General features: G+C 66.4%; 17 protein-coding genes. 12 read left to right on the top strand and 5 right to left on the bottom strand.

Annotated features, from left to right (window positions below; translation table 11 throughout):
* Complete coding sequence (locus GGQ90_RS01055) at positions 1–1,407, top strand: efflux transporter outer membrane subunit (RefSeq protein WP_188080410.1); 1,407 nt, start codon at positions 1–3, stop codon at positions 1,405–1,407.
* A 42-nt stretch (positions 1,408–1,449) separates the two neighbouring features.
* Here the strand turns inward: GGQ90_RS01055 and GGQ90_RS01060 are convergent, their stop codons facing one another.
* Together GGQ90_RS01060 and GGQ90_RS01065 are read right to left on the bottom strand one after the other, a co-directional pair.
* A complete protein-coding gene (locus GGQ90_RS01060) occupies positions 1,450–2,043 on the bottom strand; it encodes a nitroreductase family protein (RefSeq protein ID WP_188080411.1) in 594 nt (197 codons plus the stop codon).
* A 123-nt stretch (positions 2,044–2,166) separates the two neighbouring features.
* Entirely contained in the window at positions 2,167–2,334 is a 168-nt protein-coding gene (locus tag GGQ90_RS01065) for a hypothetical protein (RefSeq protein ID WP_188080412.1), read from the bottom strand.
* Positions 2,335–2,673: 339 nt separating this feature from the next.
* On the opposite strand from GGQ90_RS01065, the gene kdpF reads away from it, so the two are divergent.
* From kdpF to GGQ90_RS01095, 6 genes are read left to right on the top strand one after another with little or no spacing between them, the layout of a single operon-like run.
* Positions 2,674–2,763 (top strand): K(+)-transporting ATPase subunit F, encoded by a 90-nt coding sequence (gene kdpF, locus GGQ90_RS01070; RefSeq protein ID WP_004208480.1) that lies wholly within the window; start codon positions 2,674–2,676, stop codon positions 2,761–2,763.
* Between the two features lie 12 nt (positions 2,764–2,775).
* Entirely contained in the window at positions 2,776–4,479 is a 1,704-nt protein-coding gene (gene kdpA / locus GGQ90_RS01075) for a potassium-transporting ATPase subunit KdpA (protein ID WP_188080413.1), read from the top strand.
* 12 nt (positions 4,480–4,491) lie between these two features.
* On the top strand, positions 4,492–6,540 hold the full coding sequence (gene kdpB, locus GGQ90_RS01080; RefSeq protein WP_188080414.1) for a potassium-transporting ATPase subunit KdpB: 2,049 nt from the start codon (positions 4,492–4,494) through the stop codon (positions 6,538–6,540).
* Positions 6,541–6,554: 14 nt separating this feature from the next.
* Positions 6,555–7,145 carry a potassium-transporting ATPase subunit KdpC gene (gene kdpC, locus GGQ90_RS01085; RefSeq protein WP_188080415.1) on the top strand — a complete coding sequence of 197 codons (591 nt, stop codon included), beginning with the start codon at positions 6,555–6,557 and terminating at the stop codon, positions 7,143–7,145.
* Positions 7,142–9,802, top strand: coding sequence for a DUF4118 domain-containing protein (locus GGQ90_RS01090; RefSeq protein ID WP_188080416.1), 2,661 nt, complete (start codon positions 7,142–7,144; stop codon positions 9,800–9,802). Before kdpC ends, GGQ90_RS01090 begins: the two co-directional genes overlap by 4 nt.
* Positions 9,799–10,494 (top strand): response regulator transcription factor, encoded by a 696-nt coding sequence (locus tag GGQ90_RS01095; protein ID WP_188080417.1) that lies wholly within the window; start codon positions 9,799–9,801, stop codon positions 10,492–10,494. Before GGQ90_RS01090 ends, GGQ90_RS01095 begins: the two co-directional genes overlap by 4 nt.
* On the opposite strand, the gene GGQ90_RS01100 is transcribed toward GGQ90_RS01095, so the two are convergent.
* Positions 10,491–12,389 (bottom strand): potassium transporter Kup, encoded by a 1,899-nt coding sequence (locus GGQ90_RS01100; RefSeq protein WP_188080418.1) that lies wholly within the window; start codon positions 12,387–12,389, stop codon positions 10,491–10,493. The two genes, GGQ90_RS01095 and GGQ90_RS01100, sit on opposite strands and share 4 nt — an antisense overlap.
* Positions 12,390–12,615: 226 nt before the next feature.
* Here GGQ90_RS01100 and GGQ90_RS01105 point away from each other — a divergent pair, with 226 nt between their 5' ends.
* The 5 genes from GGQ90_RS01105 to GGQ90_RS01125 all read left to right on the top strand — a co-directional run bounded on the left by GGQ90_RS01105 (position 12,616) and on the right by GGQ90_RS01125 (position 18,851).
* A complete protein-coding gene (locus tag GGQ90_RS01105; RefSeq protein ID WP_188080561.1) occupies positions 12,616–12,867 on the top strand; it encodes a hypothetical protein in 252 nt (83 codons plus the stop codon).
* A 104-nt stretch (positions 12,868–12,971) separates the two neighbouring features.
* On the top strand, positions 12,972–16,301 hold the full coding sequence (locus GGQ90_RS01110; protein WP_188080419.1) for a trifunctional glycoside hydrolase family 18/polysaccharide deacetylase/glycosyltransferase family 2 protein: 3,330 nt from the start codon (positions 12,972–12,974) through the stop codon (positions 16,299–16,301).
* 59 nt (positions 16,302–16,360) lie between these two features.
* Positions 16,361–16,765 carry a PDZ domain-containing protein gene (locus tag GGQ90_RS01115; protein ID WP_188080562.1) on the top strand — a complete coding sequence of 135 codons (405 nt, stop codon included), beginning with the start codon at positions 16,361–16,363 and terminating at the stop codon, positions 16,763–16,765.
* Between the two features lie 12 nt (positions 16,766–16,777).
* The gene (locus tag GGQ90_RS01120; RefSeq protein ID WP_188080420.1) at positions 16,778–17,464 is read left to right on the top strand and encodes a winged helix-turn-helix domain-containing protein; all 687 of its coding nucleotides are present in this window, start codon (positions 16,778–16,780) and stop codon (positions 17,462–17,464) included.
* Positions 17,457–18,851: a sensor histidine kinase gene (locus GGQ90_RS01125; RefSeq protein ID WP_188080421.1), complete on the top strand. Its 1,395-nt coding sequence runs from the start codon at positions 17,457–17,459 to the stop codon at positions 18,849–18,851. The genes GGQ90_RS01120 and GGQ90_RS01125 overlap by 8 nt, the downstream gene beginning before the upstream one ends.
* 253 nt (positions 18,852–19,104) lie before the next feature.
* On the opposite strand, the gene GGQ90_RS01130 is transcribed toward GGQ90_RS01125, so the two are convergent.
* Both GGQ90_RS01130 and GGQ90_RS01135 read right to left on the bottom strand, forming a co-directional pair.
* Positions 19,105–19,965 (bottom strand): SMP-30/gluconolactonase/LRE family protein, encoded by an 861-nt coding sequence (locus tag GGQ90_RS01130; RefSeq protein WP_188080422.1) that lies wholly within the window; start codon positions 19,963–19,965, stop codon positions 19,105–19,107.
* A 1-nt stretch (position 19,966) separates the two neighbouring features.
* Positions 19,967–21,115 (bottom strand): aldose epimerase family protein, encoded by a 1,149-nt coding sequence (locus tag GGQ90_RS01135; RefSeq protein WP_188080423.1) that lies wholly within the window; start codon positions 21,113–21,115, stop codon positions 19,967–19,969.
* Between the last annotated feature and the right edge of the window lie 30 nt (positions 21,116–21,145).

A 21,145-nucleotide genomic window follows, 5' to 3' on the forward strand; every position in this document is an offset into this window, starting at 1 on the left:
ATGACAAGGAACCTGATTGCCCTGCTGCTCAGCGTCAGCGCGCTGACAGCCTGCGCCGCCGGGCCGGATTACAAGGCCCCCGCCACCCCAACCACCGCCGCCGCCCCGTTCATCGGGGCGGCGAACCCGGCGGTCGCCCAGAGCGCAACCGACGACCATTGGTGGCGGCTCTATAACGACCCGCTGCTCGATGGACTGGTCGGTGATGCGCTCAAGGCCAATACCGACATCCGCGTCGCCGTCGCCCGGCTGGAACGCGCCCGCGCCCAGTTGCGCGGCGCCCGTTCCGACCGGCTGCCGAGCACCAATGTCAGCGGCTCACCGACCTATGGCCGGGTGTCGCAGGCCCAGACCCTGCCCGGCATGGACCGGGAAAACTGGACCGTCGATATGGGGCTGGACGTCGCCTATGAGGTCGACCTGTTCGGCCGGGTGAAGCGTAGTATAGAGGCGGCGCGCGGCGATCTCGGCGCGGCCCAGGCCGATGCCGATGCCGTTCGTGTCGCGGTGGTCGCCGATACGGTGCGCGCCTATGTCGATGCCACCGCTTCGGCCCAGCGCCTTGCCGTCGCGAAGGAAACGGTCGACCTGCTCGACAAGTCGATCCGCATCACCAGCGCCCGCTTCGACGCTGGCCGGTCCGACCGGCTGGACGTGGTCCGGGTGACGACCCTGCGCGAACAGCAGCAGGCGCTGATCCCCAATCTGATCGCGGATCGCAATGCCGCCCTGTTCCGGCTGGCGACGCTGACCGGGCGGACGCCGCAGGACCTGCCTGCATCCGTCCAGAACGCAACCGTGACACCGAATGTGACACAGCCCATCCCGGTCGGCGACGGCCAGGCGCTGCTCGCCCGGCGGCCGGACGTGCGCGCGGCGGAACGACGGCTGGCGGCCGACACGGCGCGGGTCGGCGTGGCCACCGCCGATCTCTATCCGCGTATCACGCTGGGCGGATCGATCGGCACCACGGCGGTCGGCGGAGGCAATCTGTTCGGTGCCGGGCCGCTCAACTTCCTGCTGGGGCCGCTGATCAGCTGGGCCTTCCCCAATCAGGAAGCCAATCGCGCGAAGATCGCGGCGGCCAAGGCGGATGGCGACGCGTCGCTTGCCGCCTTTGACGGCACGGTGTTGCAGGCGCTGGAGGAAACCGAGACGGCGCTTTCCACCTATGCCAATGCGCTGGAGCGGCGGGCGACGCTGCAATCGGCGCGGGACGAGGCGGCTCGGGCTGCACGGATCAGCCTGGCACGCCAGCGCGAGGGGCAGATCGACTTCCTGACCGTGCTGGATGCGCTGCGTACCCAGGCATCGGCCGATGCGGACCTGGCGACCGCCAACCGCGCCGTCGCCTTTGCCCAGGTGGACCTGTTCCGCGCTTTGGGCGGCGGCTGGAGCACGACCTGATACAGAAAGGGCGGCGTTTCAAAACGCCGCCCTTTTTCCCTGTCAGACGATGAAATTGCCCTGATGGGCGAATGTCTCGATCTCATGCCGGCCGCTCGGCGCCTCGCGCGCCTGCAGCGCTTCGGGCAGGACGGCCTTGTCGCCCTGACGCCCGATCGCGATCGCCGCCTCGATCCGGAAACGCTCCGGCACTGCCAGTTCGGCGCGCGCCTTGTCGAAATCTACGCCGGTCATCGCATGGGTATGATAGCCAAGCCGCGTAGCCTGTAGCGCCAGCGTCGCCCAGGCGGCGCCCGCATCGAAGCTGTGGCTGTGCGAGGGCTTGTAATCTTCCGATCCCGGCGCCGCCATCAGCGTGTCGGACAGGACGAAGGCGAGTACGCCGGCATGCTGCACCCAGCCCTGGTTGAACGGGAAGAGCAGATCGAGGAAGCGCGCCCAGTCGGCGCTTTCGCGATGGGCATAGAGGAAGCGCCAGGGCTGGTAGTTGAACGCCGAGGGCGCCCAGCGGGCGGCATCGAACAGCGTGTCGATATCGGCCTGGGGAATCGCCGAGCCGTCAAAGGCGCGGGGCGACCAGCGCTCCAGGATCAGCGGATCGACGGGACGGGTAACTTCGCGCGGGCTGGTAGCCATCTGGATCTCCTTCAAGGCGCTGACGCGATCGGCGCGCCATGCTGTCGGAAATCTATCTAGCGGATGTTCCGCCGCTGCGAAGAGGCATTGGGCTTTCGCCCTGGAAACACAGGGTTTCCCCGATCAGGCGCAGGCATCCTGCGGCTGGCGTTCGCGATCGGTGCGGGAAACGGGCAGATTACGGTCATCAGCATCGCGCTCGAACAGCACCACGGCGGGCTCCCTGAAAAGGGCCTGCGCCAGCCGATCGCGCAGGCGCGTCAACGGTCTGTCCTGATCCTGATAGGCCATAATGCGTCCTCTCTGCCGACTCGGGCGGCTTATCTACCGATGGTATAGAGAATCGTCCCCCAAGCAATGCTGGCCGTCGCGGTAGAAAAGCTATCCATCCCGGCCCCGCTAAAAAATCATACGCAAATACTATGCAGCCTGCCCCGCCCGCGTCTCGCATTCAAACGGAAGAGGGGCCTAATCGGGCGCTCGCTAACGACCCTGTCCGCCTCCCGCGGCGGGCGTGATGCGGGAGTTACCCCCATGCAGGATCTCTTGTGGATCGGCATCATCCTGGCGCTGACAGCGGCTAGCCTCGGCTATGTCCGGCTGTGCGGCGACGCCTGAAGGAGGGATGCCATGACCATCGACCTCTGGCTCGCGGCGATCACCGCCGCCGGGCTTCTCGTCTATCTCGTCGCCGTGCTCGCACGGCCCGAACGCTTTTAAGGGGGGCCGCACATGACCTTCCAGGGATGGCTGCTGATCGCAGCCTTTGTCGGCATCTTGCTGGCGCTCACCAAACCGATGGGCCTGTGGCTGTTCGCCCTCTATGAGGGCCGCCGCACGCCGCTTCATGCCGTGATGGGTCCGATCGAACGCGGCTTCTATCGGCTGTCGGGGATCGATCCCGACGCCGAACAGAGCTGGCGCCGCTACGCGGTTCACATGCTGATCTTCAACGTCGCGCTGCTGCTCTTCACCTATGCGGTGCTACGCCTGCAGGGCCTGCTACCGTTCAATCCGCAGGGCTTTGGCGGCACCAGCAGCGACTTGGCGTTCAACACCGCAGTCAGCTTCACCACCAACACCAACTGGCAAAGCTATTCGGGCGAGTCGACCATGTCGAACCTCAGCCAGATGCTGGGCCTCACCATCCACAATTTCCTGTCGGCCGCCACCGGCATTGCGCTGGCCTTCGCCCTGTTCCGCGGCTTTGCCCGGCGCAGCGCATCGACGATCGGCAATTTCTGGGCCGACGTCACCCGCGTGACCCTCTATCTGCTGCTGCCGATCTGCATCGTCTACGCCCTGTTCCTGATCGCGAGCGGCGTGCCGCAGACGTTGGCCGGCTCGGTCGACGTGACCACGCTGGAAGGCGTGAAGCAGACCCTCGCGCTTGGCCCCGTCGCCAGCCAGGAAGCGATCAAGATGCTGGGCACCAATGGTGGCGGCTTCTTCAATGCCAACAGTGCCCATCCCTTCGAGAACCCGACCGCGCTCACCAACCTGGCACAGATGCTGTCGATCTTTATGATCGGCTTCGGCCTGACCTGGACCTTCGGCAAGGCCGTCGGCAATCCGCGCCAGGGCTGGGCCATCCTCGCCGCCATGCTGGTGATCTTCCTCGCCGGCGTCACCGTCGCCTATTGGCAGGAAGCGGCCGGCAATCCGGTGCTCCACAATCTGGGCGTCGCCGGTGGCAATATGGAAGGCAAGGAAGTCCGCTTCGGCATCGCCGCCTCTGCCCTCTTCTCCGTCGTCACCACGGCGGCAAGCTGCGGCGCGGTCAACGCCATGCATGACAGCTTCACCGCATTGGGCGGCATGATCCCGCTGTTCAACATCCAGCTCGGCGAAGTCGTGGTCGGCGGCGTCGGCGCAGGCATTTATGGCTTCCTGCTGTTCGCCATCCTTGCCGTGTTCGTCGCGGGCCTGATGGTCGGTCGCACGCCGGAATATGTCGGCAAGAAGATCGAGAGCCGCGAAGTCAAGCTGGCGGTGCTCGCCATCGCCGTGCTGCCGCTCATCATCCTGGGCTTCACCGCCATCGCCAGCGTCACCGACGCGGGCCTGGCCGGCCCGCTCAACAAGGGACCGCATGGCTTCAGCGAGATCCTCTACGCCTTCACCAGCGCCGTCGGCAATAATGGCTCGGCCTTTGCCGGCCTGTCGGCCAACAGCCCCTTCTATAACGGGATGCTGGGTGTCGCGATGTGGATCGGCCGCTTCTTCATCATCATTCCCATGCTGGCCATCGCGGGCAGCCTGGCCGCGAAGAAATATACGCCCGAAACCGCCGGCAGCTTCCCCACCACGGGGCCACTGTGGACCGGTCTGCTGGTCGGCATCGTGCTGATCGTGGGCGGCCTGACCTTCCTGCCCAGCCTCGCCCTTGGCCCCATCGCCGATCATCTCGCGATGATCCGTGGCCAGCTTTTCTAAGGATCCCATTCCATGGCCCGGTCCTCTGACACATCCGAACAAAAATCGCTCTTCACCGCGGACCTGATCGTTCCAGCGATCGGCCACGCCTTCCGCAAACTCAAGCCGCAGGAACTGATCCGCAACCCGGTGATGTTCACCACCGCAATCGTCGCGGTGCTGCTGACCGTCCTGCTCCTTGTCGGGCAGGACAGCCTGGCCGTCGGCTTCAAGCTGCAACTGGTCATCTGGCTCTGGCTCACGGTCCTCTTCGGCACCTTTGCCGAGGCGCTGGCCGAAGGGCGCGGCAAGGCGCAGGCCGCCTCGCTGCGCGCCACCAAGGCGGACCTGACCGCCAAGCGGCTGAAGGGCCATGGCGAAAGCTATGAGACCGTCGCCGCCAGCGCGCTGAAGCTGGGCGACGTGGTGCTGGTCCAGACCGGCGACCTGATCCCGTCCGATGGCGAGGTCCTCTCCGGCGTCGCCTCCGTCAACGAAGCGGCCATCACCGGCGAATCCGCGCCGGTGATCCGCGAGGCGGGCGGCGACCGTTCGGCCGTGACCGCAGGCACCCGCGTCATTTCCGACGAGATCCGCGTCCGCGTCACCGTCAATCCCGGCCAGGGCTTTCTCGATCGCATGATCGCGCTGGTCGAGGGCGCCGAGCGGCAGAAGACGCCGAACGAGATCGCCCTCACCCTGTTGCTGGTCGGCCTGACCATCATCTTCCTCATCGCGGTCGGCACCATCCCCAGCTTCGCCAGCTATGCCGGCGGCGCCATTCCGGTGGCGATCCTGGCGGCCCTGCTGATCACCCTGATCCCGACCACCATCGCTGCCCTGCTGTCGGCGATCGGCATTGCCGGCATGGACCGTCTGGTACGCTTCAACGTGCTCGCCAAGTCGGGCCGCGCCGTCGAAGCGGCGGGCGACATAGACGTGCTGCTGCTGGACAAGACCGGCACCATCACCGTGGGGGATCGCCAGGCGACCGAATTCCGTGCCGTGGGCGGCACGACCCCGGTCCAGCTCGCGCAGGCCGCGCTGCTCGCCAGCCTGGCGGACGAGACGCCCGAAGGCCGTTCGATCGTGCTGCTGGCCCGCGAAGGCTTCAACCAGTCGGTAGACGCCCTGCCTGCCAATGCGGAGGTCATTCCCTTCACCGCCCAGACCCGGATTTCCGGCGTCACCATCGATGGATCGACGATCCAGAAGGGGGCGGTGGATTCGGTGCTGAAGGCCAATCCGGGCCTGGGCTCCACCCCGGTCGCGGGCGAACTGCGCCGCATCACCGACGAGATCGCCCGTGCCGGCGGCACCCCGCTGGCGGTGGCCAAGGATGGCAAGCTGCTGGGCGCGATCTTCCTCAAGGACATCGTCAAGGCCGGCATCCGGGAACGGTTCGGCGAACTGCGCCAGATGGGCATCCGCACCGTGATGATCACCGGCGACAACCCGCTGACCGCCGCCAGCATCGCGGCCGAGGCCGGGGTCGACGATTTCCTGGCGCAGGCGACGCCGGAGGACAAGCTGGCTCTGATCCGCAAGGAACAGCAGGGTGGCCGCTTGGTCGCGATGTGCGGCGACGGCACCAACGACGCCCCTGCCCTGGCTCAGGCCGATGTCGGCGTCGCCATGAACACCGGCACGCAGGCGGCCCGCGAAGCCGGCAACATGGTCGACCTGGACAGCGATCCGACCAAGCTGATCGAGGTGGTGGGCCTGGGCAAGCAGTTGCTGATGACGCGCGGCGCGCTCACGACCTTCTCGGTCGCCAATGACGTGGCCAAATATTTCGCGATCATCCCGGCCATGTTCGTGGCGCTCTATCCGGGCCTTGGCATCCTCAACATCATGGGGCTGGCCACGCCGGAAAGCGCGATCCTGTCGGCGATCATCTTCAACGCGCTGATCATTCCCTGTCTGGTGCCGCTGGCGCTCAAGGGCGTGACCTATCGCCCGATCGGCGCCGGACCGCTGCTGGCCCGCAACCTCGCCATCTATGGCCTGGGCGGCCTGATCGCGCCGTTCGTGGGCATCAAGCTGATCGACCTTGCCGTCAACGGCCTCGGCCTAGCCTGAGGAAGGACAAACCCATGTTTACCGATTTAAAATCCGCCTTGCGTCCGGCCCTGACCATGACGTTGCTCTTCGCCCTGCTGCTCGGCCTTGCCTATCCGCTGGCGCTGACCGGCATCGGCCAGACGCTGTTCCCGTCCCAGGCCAATGGCAGCCTGGTCGAGGATCAAGGAAAGATCGTCGGCTCCATCGTCATCGGCCAGGCCTTCACCTCGGACATCTATTTCCACAGCCGTCCGTCGGCGGCGGGCAAGGGCTATGACGGCCTTGCCTCCTCCGGCTCCAATTTTGGTCCGACCAGCCAGGCGCTGGCCGACCGCGTCAGGACCGACGTCGAGACCCTTCAAGCTGCTACACCCGGTCGTTTTGTTCCGTCCGATCTGGTGACCACCTCTGCCTCGGGGCTCGACCCCCATATCAGCCCCGAGGCAGCTTTTTATCAGGTCGATCGCGTCGCCGCCGCGCGCGGGATCGATGCGGCGCGCGTCCGTGCCCTGGTAGAAAAGAGCGTCGAGCAGCCGCTGCTGGGCTTCGTCGGCGAACCCCGCGTCAATCTGTTCGAGTTGAATCGACGGCTGGATGCGATTGGCGCTAAACGGACCCAGTGAACGAACCGCATCGCCCCGATCCCGAAGCCTTCCTGCGCGCGGCCGCGCAGGAAGGCCGTGGCCGCCTGAAGGTCTTTCTCGGCGCTGCGCCGGGGGTAGGCAAGACCTGGGAGATGCTGACCGAAGGACGGCAGCGACGCGAGGCAGGCGTCGATGTCGTCGTCGGCGTGGTGGAAACCCATGGCCGGCGCGAGACCGAGGCGCTGGTCCATGGCCATGAGATCATCCCCCGCCGCACCGTCGACCATCAGGGCCACAGCCTGGGCGAGATGGATATCGACGCGATCCTGGCGCGCCATCCGCAGTTGGTGCTGGTCGACGAACTGGCGCACAGCAATGCGCCGGGCAGCCGCCACCCCAAACGCTATCAGGATGTCGAGGAATTGCTGGCCGCCGGCATCCATGTCTATTCGACGATCAACATCCAGCATGTCGAAAGCCTCAACGACGTCGTCGCCTCCTTCACCCGCGTCCGCGTGCGGGAGACGGTGCCCGATTCGATCCTGGAACATGCCGAGATCGAAGTGGTGGACATTCCGCCCGACGAACTGATCGAGCGGCTGAAGGACGGCAAGGTCTATATCCCGCAGGAAGCCAGTCGCGCCCTCAACCATTTCTTTTCCAAGTCGAACCTGACCGCGCTGCGCGAACTGGCGCTGCGCCGCGCCGCGCAGGCGGTCGATGCCCAGATGCTCGATTATGTCCGCGCCCATGCGCTGGCGGGCAGCTTCGTCGCTGGCGAGCGCGTGATCGTGGCGGTCAGCGAACAGCCGAGCGCCGCCGGCCTGGTCCGTTCCGCCAAGCGACTGGCCGACGCACTGCGCGCGCCCTGGACCGCCGTCCATATCGAAACCCCGCGCGGGCCGCAGCTATCGGACGAGGATCGGCAGCGCCTGGCCGATACGCTCGCCCTCGCCTCGCGCCTCGGCGCCGACACTGCCTCCATCCCTGCCTCCAGCGTTGCCGACGGGCTGCGCCGCTTCGCCGCCGACGCGCGCGCCACCCAGATCGTGATCGGCAAGTCGGCGCGTAGCTGGTGGTTCGAGCTGCGCCATGGGTCGGTGGTCGATCGGCTGGTGCGCGACATCGGCCCGGTCGCCGTCCATGTCATGCCCGGCGAGGACAGCGTGCCGCGCCCGCACGATGCCAGCAGCGGTCATTGGGGCGACCCGATCGGCTATGTCTGGTCGATGCTGGCAGTGATCGGCATGACCCTGCTCGGCCGGCTGATGCTGGAGGCAATCGACCTCGGCAATATCGCCCTGCTCTATCTGGTGCCGGTGATGTTCGCGGCGGCGAGTCATGGCCTGCGCACCGGCCTCGCAACCGGCCTTGCCTCCAGCCTTGCCTATAATTTCTTCTTCCTGCCACCGACCGGCACACTGACCGTCAGCAATCCGGAAAATGTCATTTCCATCCTCGTCTTCCTGGGGGTGGCAGTGGTCACCAGCCAGTTTGCCGCGCGGATGCACGCCCAGTCGGCCCTGGCCGAAGCGAGCGCGCGCCAGAATGCAACGCTGGCGGGCTTTTCCCGCCAGATGACCGCCTCCCCCAGCCTGGAGGAAATCCGCCATGCCATCTGCGCCGAGATCGCCCGGCTGTTCGACGTGCGCACAGTGCTGATGATCCCGTCGGATGAAGGGCCGCAATTGCGCGCCGCCTATCCGCCCGAGGACCGGCTGGACGAGATTGAGCGCGCCGCCGCCCGCTGGGCGATGGAGCATGGCGAGCCGGCCGGGCGTGGCTCCTCCACCCTCACCGCATCGGACTGGCTGTTCCTACCCGTGACCACGAAGGACGCCGTGCTGGCGGTGATCGGGCTGGCACGCGAGGATGCGGGCGAGCCGGTGCGCACCGACCGGATGCCGCTGCTCCGCAGCCTGATCGACCAGGCCGCGATCGCGCTCGACCGCATGGCGCTGGAGGAGGCGATGATCGAGGCCGGCCAGATTCGCGAGCGCGACCGGCTGCGCTCCGCCCTGCTCTCCTCGGTCAGCCATGATTTGCGCACACCGCTCACCACGATAATCTCGGCCACGCGCGAAATGCGCACCCATCCCTCGCCCGAACTGATCGATACGCTGGATGGCGAGGCGCAGCGTCTGTCCCGCTTCGTCGCCAACCTGCTCGACATGGCGCGGGTGGAGGCCGGCGCGCTGCCGATGCGGGCGGAGGCGACCGACCTGTTCGATGCCGTCGCGAGCGCCGCCCATGACAGCCGCAGCGCGCTGGCCGAGCGGCCGCTCGACGTGCAGATCCCGCCCGACATCCCACTGGTCCGGGTCGATCCGGTGCTGCTGCACCATATCCTCATCAACCTGCTCGACAATGCCGGCCGCTATGGCGATCCCGGCACGCCCGTCACCGTGCGCAGCCTGCGCGAGCCCGATGCCATCAGCCTGTCGGTGATCGACCGGGGGCCGGGCATCCCGGCCGGCATGGAGGCGCGGGTGTTCGACACCTTCACCCGGCTGGAAGGCTCCGACCGGTCAAAGACCGGCACCGGCCTTGGCCTCGCCATCGTCAAGGCCTTTGCCCAGGCGATGGGGCTCAGCGTATCGGCGCGCACCGTTGCCGACCCACCCGGCGCCTGTTTCACCCTGCATATTCCCCAATCCCTCATCCTCACCGACATCATGGAAAAGGACATCGCATGAAGCCGCGCCACAGCCTGCTGATCGTCGACGACGAACCGCAGATCCGCCGGCTGATCCAGGCCGCCCTCGCCCGCGCCGACTATGCCACGATCGAGGCGCAGACCGCGCGCGAGGCACTGGACAAGCTGCGCAGCGAGCGCCCCGACATCACCTTGCTGGACCTGGGCCTGCCCGATCGCGACGGGCTGGAGCTGGTGCCGATCATCAAGAAGGAAAGCGACACGACCCTCATCATCGTGTCGGCGCGCGACGCCACCGACGAGAAGGTCGCCGCGCTCGACCTGGGCGCCGACGATTATCTGACCAAGCCGTTCGATACCGACGAACTGCTTGCCCGCGTGCGGGTGGCGCTGCGCAACCGGATGACGCGCGATGGCGGCGCGATGAAGGTGACGGCCGGCGACCTGGCCATCGATCTGGTCGCCCATATCGTCACCAGGAACGGGGCCGAAGTGCATCTGACGCCCAAGGAATATGGCGTGCTGGAGCAGTTGGCGCGCTTTCCCGGCCGGGTCATCACCCACAAGCAGATCATGGACCATGTCTGGCCCAACGAACATGCCCATCATGTCGAATATCTGCGCGTGCTGGTGCGCGGCCTGCGCCAGAAGCTGGAGGCCGACCCGCAGCGGCCGCAGATCATCAGCAACGAACTGGGGATCGGCTACCGCCTGAAACAGGGTAACGACTAGATCTCGATCTGCGACCCCAGCTCGACCACGCGGTTGGTCGGCAGGTTGAAGAAGGCCATCGGGCTTTCCGCATTGCGGATCATCCAGGCGAACAGCTTTTCGCGCCACATCGCCATGCCCGGCCGTTCCGACGGAATCAGCGTCTGGCGGCTGAGGAAATAGCTGGTGTCCTTGACGCTGATCGGTCCGCCGCAGTCGTGGACCGACTTCATCGCCGCCGGAATATCGACATCCTCCATGAAGCCATGGCGCAGGATCAGCCGGTAGAAGCCCGATCCATGATCCTCCACCGTGGTGCGCCCCTGCAGCGGCAGATGCGGCACGCCCTGAGTCCGCACGGTCAGGATGATGACCCGTTCGTGCAGCACCTTGTTATGCTTCACATTGTGCAGCAGCGCCGGCGGTACGCCGTCGGTGGTGGAGGAGAGGAAGATCGCCGTCCCCGGCACGCGCTTGAGCGAGGCCAGGGTCGAGCGCACGAACAGGTCCAGCTCCATCGCCCCTTCGCGCAGATAATGGCGCATGATCCGCCGTCCGGTCGCCCAGGTGGTCAGCACGGTGAACACCACCGCCGCGACCAGCAGCGGGAACCAGCCGCCATCGGGGATCTTGGTCACGTTCGACGCGAAATAGGCGCCGTCGATGATCAAGAACAGGCCGGTGACGCCTGCCGCCGCCGGTAGCGGCCAGCGCCATACGCTGAAGGTCAGCACGCCCAGCATGCAGGCGGTGATGACCATCGTGCCGGTCACCGCAATGCCATAGGCGGCCGCCAGATTGCTGCTGTTACCAAAGCCCAGCACCAGCAGGATGACGAAGATCAGCAGCAGCCAGTTGATCAGCGGCACATAGATTTGTCCCGCCGCCGAAGCGCTGGTGTGCAGGATGCGCAGGCGCGGCAGGAAACCCAGTTGCACCGCCTGCTGCGTGACCGAGAATGCGCCGGAAATCACTGCCTGGCTGGCGATGATCGTCGCCATCGTCGCCAGGATCACCAGCGGCAGACGCGCCCAGTCCGGCGCCATCAGGAAGAAGGGATTTTGCGCGGCCGCCGGATTGTCGAGCAGCAGCGCCCCCTGCCCCAGATAGTTGAGCATCAGGCAGGGGAAGGCGGCATAGAGCCAGGCGACGCTGATCGCCTTGCGCCCGAAATGGCCCATGTCGGCGTATAACGCCTCCGCCCCGGTCACCGCCAGCACCACCGAGCCGAGCGCCAGGAAAGCGAGCTTGGGATCGATCGCGAAGAAACGGATCGCCCAGAGCGGATTGACGATGCCGATGATCTCGGGGTGCTGCACGATATTGGCGATGCCGAGCGCCGCAAGGGTGATGAAATAGATCGCCATGATCGGGCCGAAGGCCATGCCGACCATGGCTGTGCCAAAGCGCTGAATCAGGAACAGCGCGATCAGGATGACGATCGCGATCGGCAACACCAGGTCGGCCAGGCTCGCCTGCACGATGGTCAGCCCCTCGACCGCCGACAGCACCGAAATGGCGGGCGTAATGATCGCATCGCCATAGAAGAGCGCAGTCGCCAGCACCCCCAGCATCGCGATCGCCGGGGTCCAGCGCGTTTCGCCCAGTCGCCGGCCGATCAGGGCCAGCAGCGCCATGCTGCCGCCTTCGCCGTCATTGTCGGCGCGCATGACGATGAACACATATTTGGCGGTGACGATCAGCGTCATCGTCCAGAAGATCAGCGACAGGACGCCATAGATATGCAGCGGATCGACCGCCAGCGGATGATGGCCGACGAAGCTTTCCTTGAGCGCATAGAGTGGCGAGGTGCCGATGTCGCCGAACACCACGCCCAGCGCACCGAGCGCAAGCGCAGCCGGTCGGCCGTGCGGCGTGCGATCCTGGCCTGCGGCCGGATCCCCCTGTTCAGTCATCTATGCGTGCCCTTCGTCTTTATATCCGGCCGCCATGCCATGAAAGGCCATTTGAAAACCATAGGGGTCTGCCCTCCCCGGCATAGGATTCGCATATGATTCCGGCCGGACGGCCCGCATCAGCTTCAAATGCTATGAAATCCCTACGCAATCTGCCGGTTCCCTGTCTCGCATCCCTATGCCCGTCCGCTTAATTGCGATGCCGCCGCAACGGAGGCGGCCCGTGATGCAATATTGGCGTCCCCGCTGGACCTTGAAGATCGGCCTGCGCCTGCTCGGCCTCGCCTTGCTGGCTACGCTCTGGCCCGAGGGGCGCGCCCTGGCTGCGCTCGCCCATGGCCATCCAGCGGTTACCGCTGGCCAGTTGTCGCTCGCCGCGCTTGCCTTTCTCTGCGCCAGCATCGGCATGGCGCTGCTGCTGATGGGGCCGAACCTGTGGAAACCGGTGCGACTGGCCGATCGCTGGACCGCGCGATGAGGTTCATGACCAAGATTTCATGATGGGATCATCCGGCGGGAAGCCGGGCAGGCCTATTGCCGCACCATCGTCGCAGAGGAGTAGCGACGCGCGGACCACAGGCCATGACCAGACCCATTTTCTTCGATCCCACCGGCCGGCGCGGCATCTGGGCGCGGCGCGCGCTCGCCGCCCTGCTGTGCGCCATCATCGCCGCCACCATCGCCTTTGCGACGACGCTGATCGCCGTTCCGTCGGAAGGCGATCTGGCGCTGCCTTTGCCACAGCCACGCGCCGCGCATCTGACCGGCATGTCGCGACTGCGCCATGACCTGTCCAAATGGCTACCGCGCTGGCCCGGCCATGTCGCACAGGCCCGTCCGCTCAATGTCGGCTTCTATGTCCCCGATGACGAAAGCAGCATCGCCTCGCTGCGCCGCCATGTCGGGCAGCTCGACTGGGTCGTGCCCGCGCTGGTGACCGTGCCGGGCAGCGATCCCACGCCCCGTGTCCATGCCGACCCGCGCCTAGACCAGATGATCGCCAGCATGGGGCGCCCGCCCAAGCTGCTACCGATGGTCCAGAATATCGATGCCCATGGCTGGAACGGCGCCGGCACCGCCCGCCTGCTCGCCAGTCCGGCCGCCAGCCGCCAGCTCGCCCAGCGGCTGGCGGCCTCGGTCGCGGCGCATCATGATGCCGGGCTGGTAATGGACTTTGAATCGCTGCCGTCCGGCGCGCTGCCCGCCTATCTCCATTTCCTGCGCCAGTTGCGCAGCGACCTGCCCGCCCGCGCCAAGCTCGCAGTGACGGCGCCGGCCGGCGAGGAGTGGCCGCTCGCGCGCCTCGGCCAGGTCGCCGACCATGTCATCTTCATGGCCTATGACCAGCATTGGCAGGGCGGCACCCCTGGCCCGATCGCCGCGCAGGACTGGTTCGCCCGCGCGGTAGAGGATGCCGGCCGCCGCATCGGCCGCGATCGCATCATCGTTGCCTTGGGCAGCTATGGCTATGACTGGCATGATGGTGGCGCCGACGCCCTGTCGCTCGACGAGGCCTGGCTCGCCGCCCATGACAGCGACTCCCCGGTCAGCTTCGATCCCGCCAGCGGCAATGCCGGCTTCGCCTATGATGATGACGGCCATCGCCATCAGGTCTGGATGCTCGATGCCGCCGCCAGCTGGAACGAGCTGCAGGCGCTCCGTCGCCTCGGCATTCAGGGCGTGGCGCTGTGGCGGCTGGGCAGCGAGGATCCGGGCATCTGGTCCGACCTCACCGCCTTCCGCAACGGCAGCCGACCCGACCTGCGCCAGGTCGCGAGCAAGCTCGACACCGATGTCGAGGGATCGGGCGAGATATTGCGCATCACCGCAACGCCGACCGATGGCAGGCGCTCGATCGCCTTCGGCCCGCAGGGCACCATCCTGCGCGAAACCTATCATGTGCTGCCCACCCCCTATCAGGTGCGGCGGACCGGCGGCGCCCAGCCCAAGATGCTGGCGCTGACCTTCGACGATGGCCCGGACGCGACCTGGACGCCCAAGATCCTGTCGGTGCTGGAGCAGCATCATGTGCCCGGCACCTTCTTCGTCATCGGCGAAAATGCGCTGGAACATCCCGGCCTGTTGCAGCGGATCGTCGCCGACGGCGACGAAATCGGCAACCACAGCTACAGCCATCCCAACCTTGCCACCTGGTCGGACGAGAGCACCCGCCTGGAACTCAACGCCACCCAGCGACTGGTCCAGGCCTATACCGGGCGCAGCATGAAGCTGTTCCGCGCGCCCTATTTCGGCGACGCTGAACCGACCACGGCGGACGAACTGGGGCCGGCGCTGGCAGCGCAGAAGGCCGGCTATACCGTCGTCGGCCTGCACGTCGATCCCAATGACTGGCAGCGGCCGGGCACCGACGCGATCGTCCGCCAGGTGATCGACCAGGTCCATGCCGCCGACGCCGACCGGTCCGGCAATATCATCCTGCTGCATGATGGTGGCGGCGAACGGTCGCAGACGGTCGCGGCCCTGCCACAGATTATCACCACCCTGCAGAAGGAAGGCTATCGCTTCGTACCGGTCTCGCGCCTTGCCGGCCTCTCGCGCGAAGCGGCGATGCCGCCGGTCCGTGCCGGCGACCTGACCGCGGTGCGCGTCGATGTCGGCATGTTCATCACGCTGGCCGTCATCTCCGCCCTGCTCGGCTGGATCTTCTATGTCGCCATCTCGCTCGGTATCGCCCGTGCGCTGCTGATGACCTTCCTCGCCTGGTTCCAGACCCGGCGTGATCGCCCGGCCCCGCCCGTCTATCAGCCGACCGTCTCGGTCATCATCCCCGCCTATAATGAGGCGCGCGTGATCGAGGCGTCGGTGCGGCGCGTGCTGGCCAGCGACTATCCCGCGCTACAACTGATCGTCGCCGACGACGGGTCGAAGGACGAGACCAGCGCCATCGTCGCCCGCGCCTTTGCCGACGATCCGCGCGTCACCCTGCTGACCTTGCAGAATGGCGGCAAGGCGGCGGCGCTCAATCGCGCCCTGATGGAGGCGACCGGCGAGATATTGATCGCGCTCGACGCCGACACCCAGTTCGAGCCGCTGACGATCGCGCGGCTGGCGCGCTGGTTCGCCGATCCGGCGATCGGCGCGGTGGCGGGCGACGCCCGTGTCGGCAACCGGGTCAATCTCGTCACCCGCTGGCAGGCACTGGAATATATCACCGCCCAGAATCTGGAGCGGCGTGCGCTCGCCGGCTTCGACGCCATGACCGTGGTGCCCGGCGCCGTCGGTGCCTGGCGCCGGGCGGCGCTGGATGCTGTCGGCGGCTATCCCGAAGACACGCTGGCCGAGGATCAGGATCTGACCATCGCGATCCAGCGCGCAGGCTGGCGCGTCACCTTCGATCCCGAGGCGATTGCCTGGACCGAGGCGCCCGAAAGCTTCAAGGCACTGTCGAAACAGCGCTATCGCTGGGCCTTCGGGACGCTGCAATGCCTGTGGAAGCACGCCGCCATCCTGCGCAGCCGCAAGCCCACCGGCCTGGCTCTGGTCGGCATGCCCCAGGCCTGGCTGTTCCAGATCGCCTTCGCCGCCATCTCGCCGCTAATCGATCTGGCGCTGCTGCTGTCGATCGCCGGGACGATCCTGCGCGTGCAGCAGCATGGCTGGGCCCAGACCAGCGGCGACGTCGCAACCATGGCGCTCTACTGGCTGGTCTTCACCGGCATCGACATCGGCTGTGGCGCGATGGCCTATCGGCTCGACGGCAACAAGGTGCGCTACCCCGCCCATCTGCTGGTCGCCCAGCGCTTCGTCTATCGGCAGATCATGTATTGGGTGGTGGTGCGCGCGATCGCATCGGCCATTGGCGGTTGGGTCGTGGGCTGGGGCAAGCTGGAACGGTCCGGCCGTGTCTCGGTTACTCCGACGCCACTCAGGCATGAACAAAGTGTAACATGACTCGTGACCCTGCCTCGCCCATTCTACCCGCAAAGACAGCTCAGGACATGGCCAGGAACATGGAGGCCCCGCGCATAGACAAGACCGCAACCAGCCGCTTGCTGATCGGCCTGGCGCTGTGTGCGGCGTTGATGAGCGGCGCCTTCTTCCTGCATGTCCGCCGCGATGCGGAGGACCATGGCAGCGTGTCGGGCGCCAGCGCCCAATTGCTGCCGGGGCTGACGCTGGAAAATGCTGAGCCGGCCGGCACCGGCCTTGTCGTCACCAGCATGGAATCGAGCGGTCCGGCGGCCCGCGCGGGTATTGCGGTTGGCGATGACCTTATCGGCATCGACGGCACGCCGATCGCCTCGCTGGACCAGGCCAATGCCTATCTCAGCCAGCATGGCAACGCCCATCTCATATTGGGCTTGCGGCATCAGGATGCCGTCCGCATGGTGGCCCTCGACCGTTCGCCAGATTAGGGGGCCGCGCGCATGAGCCACAAGATTCTGGTGGTGGAGGATGATGCCGCCACCGCCGCCTATATCGTCAAGGGCATGACCGAGGCGGGCTTCACCGTCGATCAGGCCGATAATGGCCGCGACGGCCTGTTCCTCGCCAGCGACGGCAGCTATGGCGCGATCATCCTCGACCGGATGATGCCCGCGATGGATGGCATGGCCGTGCTCAAGGCTCTGCGCGCCGCCAGCATCGAGACGCCGGTCATATTTCTCTCCGCGCTCGGCACGCCCGAGGATCGTGTCGAAGGGCTGACCAGCGGCTCCGACGATTATCTGACCAAGCCCTTCGCCTTTGCCGAACTGCTGGCGCGGGTGCAGTTGCTGTTGCGCAAGGCCGGCGGCAATGCCGCGGTCGTCACCAGCCTGCGCTATGACGATCTCGACATGGACCTGCTCGCCCGCCGCGTGAAGCGCGCCGGCAAGGCGATCGACCTGCAACCGCGCGAGTTTCGCCTGCTTGAATTCTTCCTGCGCCACCCCGACCAGGTCGTCACCCGCACCATGTTGCTGGAAGGCGTGTGGGACTATCATTTCGACCCCGGCACCAATGTGATCGACGTGCATATCAGCCGCCTGCGCCGCAAGCTGGACGATGGATCGGACCGGCCGCTGCTGCATACGGTGCGTGGCATGGGCTATCGCCTGGGCCTCGATGGCTGAGGCGGGAGCTGGGGCTGCGGCTGGCTGGCGCGGCTTTGCCCGGTCGACCATCGGCCGCTTCGTCGGCCTCGCCTTCCTCTGCCAGTTCCTGGTGACCGGCGGCGTGCTGCTGTTCGTGCAGCAGGCGAGCCAGCGCACCGTCGTTGCCGCCGATCGCGATGCCGTCCATGATCTGCGCGACGAATTGCTGCGGGTCGCGCGGGAGCGCGGCGCGGCCGGACTGCGGCAGGATATCGAGCGGCGCCTGCCCACGGTGCGCAGCGAGCGCATCGTGCTGTTGCTGACCAACGCGCAGGGCCGGATCGTCGCCGGCAATCTGGGCGCCTGGCCGACCACCATAACCGACAATACCCCCTGGCGCACGATCGAGCTGTATCGCATCGGCGGAGAACAGCCCGAGCCGATCGGCGTCAGCACATCCCGCCTGCCCGATGGCGGCCGCCTGCTCGCCGGCATCGTCACGTCCCACAGCCTGCAACTGACCCGCATCTATGAGGAGGCGCTGACCATCGCCTTCCTGATGAGCCTGCTGCTCACCCTCATCATCGCGATCCTGCTCGGCCGGGTGCTGGCGCGTCAGATTTCCGCCATAGCCGACACCGCCAATGCGGTCGCCGTCGGCGCCTTCCATCGCCGGGTCGCCACCGACGGCAGCGGCGACGCCTTCGATCGGCTGGGCCTGTCGATCAACGCCATGCTGGAGCGGATCGACGCGCTGGTCAGCCAGTTGCGGATGATGACCGATGGCCTGGCCCATGACCTCAAGTCGCCTGTCACCCGCCTGCTCTCGGTGGTGGAGCAGGCCAGCACCCAGACCCGCGATGACCAGGCGCTCGACGCGCTGGAAAAGGTCCATCGAGAGGCGCAGACGCTGCAAGGGATGCTCTCGACCGCCCTGCTCATCAGCCGCACCGAGGCGGGTTTCGGCAGCGACCGGATGTGCGACACGGCGATCGCCGAACTGCTGGAGGATCTGGCCGAAGTCTATGGCCCGCTGATCGAGGATAGCGGCTTCACCCTCCATGTCGCGGCGCCCGCCGGCCTCGCCTTCCCGCTCCACCGCGAACTGGTGAGCCAGGCGATCGCCAATCTGATCGAAAATGCGCTGAAATATGCCGAGGGCGGCGATCGTATCGCGCTTGAAGCCGCGATGGATGGTGACGCGCTCACCATCAGCGTCAGCGACAATGGGCCGGGCATTCCCGCCGACCAGCATGAGGCGGCGATGAAGCGCTTCGGCCGACTCGACCCGTCGCGCAGCAAGCCCGGATCGGGGCTGGGCCTGTCGCTGGTCGAGGCCGTCGCACGGCTGCATCATGGCGCGCTGCTGCTGGGCGATGCCGGCCCCGGCCTGCGCGCGACATTGCGCCTGCGCCGCCCCGCCTGAGCAGCACCCGATTTTCCAGCGATTTCAGGGGAAAGGCACATCCCGGCCGACAGCGTAGCGCGTGCAGTCGCCGGCCATCGACCGGGATGAAGCATTGCCACCCTTTTGGAGAGGGGAGTGACAACGTTGTCCTGCGCATTAGCGCGTAGCTGCAGGGGTTGCAACAGCGATTTGCCACGGCTGGTCGCAGGACATGAAAAAAGCCGCCAAGCCCTTGCAGGCCGGCGGCTTCTTTTCTGTGAGTCGGCTTGTATCAGCCGGCGTAGAGATTGGTCGGCAGGCCCTTCACGCCGCATTCCACCTCGAAAAAGGCGCCGTCATAGTCGGATTCGGGCAGGCCAATCGCAGCCGAGCTGACGAACATGCGGTCGAGGTCGGGACCGGCGAAGGTGATGTTGGTCACCTGCTTTGCCGGCAATTCGATCGCCCGGTCCAGCTTGCCCTCGGGCGAGAAGCGGCTGATCCGCGAACCGCCCCAATGGGCCACCCACAAATAGCCTTCGGCATCCACCGTCATGCCATCGGGATGGCCATCGGCTTCGGTGAAGGTGATGAAGGGCTGGCGATCGTGAATCGCTCCGTCCGCGCCGCGGCGGAAGCGATACATGATCCGGCGGCCGGTATCGCTGTGATAGAGATAGTCGCCACAGGCCGAGAAGGCCGGGCCGTTGGGCACGCGATAGCCGTCATCCATCACCGTGACCGAACCGTCGGGATCGAGGCGATAGAGCGCGCCGACATCCTGCCCTTCGGCCATGTCCATCGTGCCGCACCAGATGCGGCCATCCTTGTCCGCCTTGCCATCGTTCATGCGATTGCCGGGCAGATGCGGTTCGGGATCATGGATCGGCGTGATCGCCAGCGGGTCCAGCGTGAAGCTGGCAAAGCCGCTCTGGAAACCGCCGATGAAGCCGCCCTGCGCCCGCTCGGCTACCCAACCGAGCGGTTCGGACATGGCCCAGCGCGACACCTGGCCATCGTTGAGCGACAGCCGGTTGAGCGCCGGGGCCAGGATATCGACCCAATAGACCGCATTTTCACGGGCGGACCAGAGCGTCCCCTCCCCCAGCGTGTCGCGGATGTCGCCGCGTTCGATCTTGCGCCAGGCGGTCATGTCAGCGCTTCACCGACAGGCGATAGACCATCTGGTGGTGATAGGGCTTGCCCGGATCGACCCGCGCCGAAACGAAGCTCGGCTGGTTGGGCGAGTCGGGGAATTTCTGCGGCTCCAGCGCGATGCCGTCGCCCATGCGATACACATGCTGGTTCTTGCCGATGAAGGTGCCGTCCAGGAAATTGCCGGTATAGAATTGCACGCCCGGTTCCGTGGTCAGCACTTCGAGCACGCGGCCCGACGCTGAATCTTCCAGACGCGCGGCCAGGCCCGGCGTCTTGGTCAGGCCCTTGTCGAGCGCGAAATTATGGTCATAGCCGCGGCCCGCGATGATCTGCGCATCATGGCCATCGCGGATGCCGTCGGCAACGCGGCGACCGTTGCGGAAGTCGAACACGCCGCCTTCCACCGGCTTCAGTTCGCCGGTCGGGATCAGGTTGGCATCGACCGGGGTATAGGCCTTGGCCGGGATCGTCAGCACATGGCCCAGCGCGCCGTCGGTCGAGCCTTCGCCGCCCAGGTCGAAGATCGCATGGTTGGTCATGTTGACGATGGTCGGCTTGTCGGTCTTCGCGTCGAACGCGATGCCCAGATTGCCGCTCTCGTCCAGCGTGTAGGTAACGGTGACGTCCAGCTTGCCGGGATAGCCCGAATCGCCATCGGGGCTGACCAACGACAGTATCAGCGTCGCGACCGGGCCGCTCTTGACCGACACGACCTTCCACACCTGCTTGTCGAAGCCCTTGCCACCGCCATGCAGCGAATTGACCTTGTCGTTGAGCGGCAGCTGATAGGCCTTGCCGTCGAGGCTGAACTTGCCGCCGGCGATGCGGTTGGCATAGCGGCCCACGGTCACGCCGAAGAAGTTGGGATGGTCGACATAGCCGGCCAGATCGTCATAGCCCAGCAGCACGTCGGCGCTCTTGCCGTCCTTGTCCGGGCCGGACAGCGACTGGAGGGTCGCGCCATAGCTCAGGATCTTGGCCGACACGCCCTGGCTGTTGCTCAGCGTGATCGTCTCGATGGCGGTGCCGTCGGCCAGCTTGCCGGCCGGGGCGCGGCTGGCATCCGCCGCCATCGCCGTGCCGCTTGCGAGCGACAGGGCCAGTGCGTATGACAGCGCTGTTTTCAAATCGACGACCTTTCGCATGGACTTCCTCTCGTGAAACCTACGCCCATT

Origin of the sequence: Sphingobium scionense (assembly GCF_014197035.1) — a bacterium.
GTDB lineage: Bacteria > Pseudomonadota > Alphaproteobacteria > Sphingomonadales > Sphingomonadaceae > Sphingobium > Sphingobium scionense.

Excerpts from the sequence above, each read along its gene's own strand:
- GGQ90_RS01055 (WP_188080410.1), top strand. The coding sequence starts at position 1 with ATGACAAGGAACCTGATTGCCCTGCTGCTCAGCGTCAGCGCGCTGACA.
- GGQ90_RS01060 (WP_188080411.1), bottom strand. The coding sequence starts at position 2,043 with ATGGCTACCAGCCCGCGCGAAGTTACCCGTCCCGTCGATCCGCTGATC.
- GGQ90_RS01065 (WP_188080412.1), bottom strand. The coding sequence starts at position 2,334 with ATGGCCTATCAGGATCAGGACAGACCGTTGACGCGCCTGCGCGATCGG.
- kdpF (WP_004208480.1), top strand. The coding sequence starts at position 2,674 with ATGACCATCGACCTCTGGCTCGCGGCGATCACCGCCGCCGGGCTTCTC.
- kdpA (WP_188080413.1), top strand. The coding sequence starts at position 2,776 with ATGACCTTCCAGGGATGGCTGCTGATCGCAGCCTTTGTCGGCATCTTG.
- kdpB (WP_188080414.1), top strand. The coding sequence starts at position 4,492 with ATGGCCCGGTCCTCTGACACATCCGAACAAAAATCGCTCTTCACCGCG.
- kdpC (WP_188080415.1), top strand. The coding sequence starts at position 6,555 with ATGTTTACCGATTTAAAATCCGCCTTGCGTCCGGCCCTGACCATGACG.
- GGQ90_RS01095 (WP_188080417.1), top strand. The coding sequence starts at position 9,799 with ATGAAGCCGCGCCACAGCCTGCTGATCGTCGACGACGAACCGCAGATC.
- GGQ90_RS01100 (WP_188080418.1), bottom strand. The coding sequence starts at position 12,389 with ATGACTGAACAGGGGGATCCGGCCGCAGGCCAGGATCGCACGCCGCAC.
- GGQ90_RS01105 (WP_188080561.1), top strand. The coding sequence starts at position 12,616 with ATGCAATATTGGCGTCCCCGCTGGACCTTGAAGATCGGCCTGCGCCTG.
- GGQ90_RS01110 (WP_188080419.1), top strand. The coding sequence starts at position 12,972 with ATGACCAGACCCATTTTCTTCGATCCCACCGGCCGGCGCGGCATCTGG.
- GGQ90_RS01115 (WP_188080562.1), top strand. The coding sequence starts at position 16,361 with ATGGAGGCCCCGCGCATAGACAAGACCGCAACCAGCCGCTTGCTGATC.
- GGQ90_RS01120 (WP_188080420.1), top strand. The coding sequence starts at position 16,778 with ATGAGCCACAAGATTCTGGTGGTGGAGGATGATGCCGCCACCGCCGCC.
- GGQ90_RS01125 (WP_188080421.1), top strand. The coding sequence starts at position 17,457 with ATGGCTGAGGCGGGAGCTGGGGCTGCGGCTGGCTGGCGCGGCTTTGCC.
- GGQ90_RS01130 (WP_188080422.1), bottom strand. The coding sequence starts at position 19,965 with ATGACCGCCTGGCGCAAGATCGAACGCGGCGACATCCGCGACACGCTG.
- GGQ90_RS01135 (WP_188080423.1), bottom strand. The coding sequence starts at position 21,115 with ATGCGAAAGGTCGTCGATTTGAAAACAGCGCTGTCATACGCACTGGCC.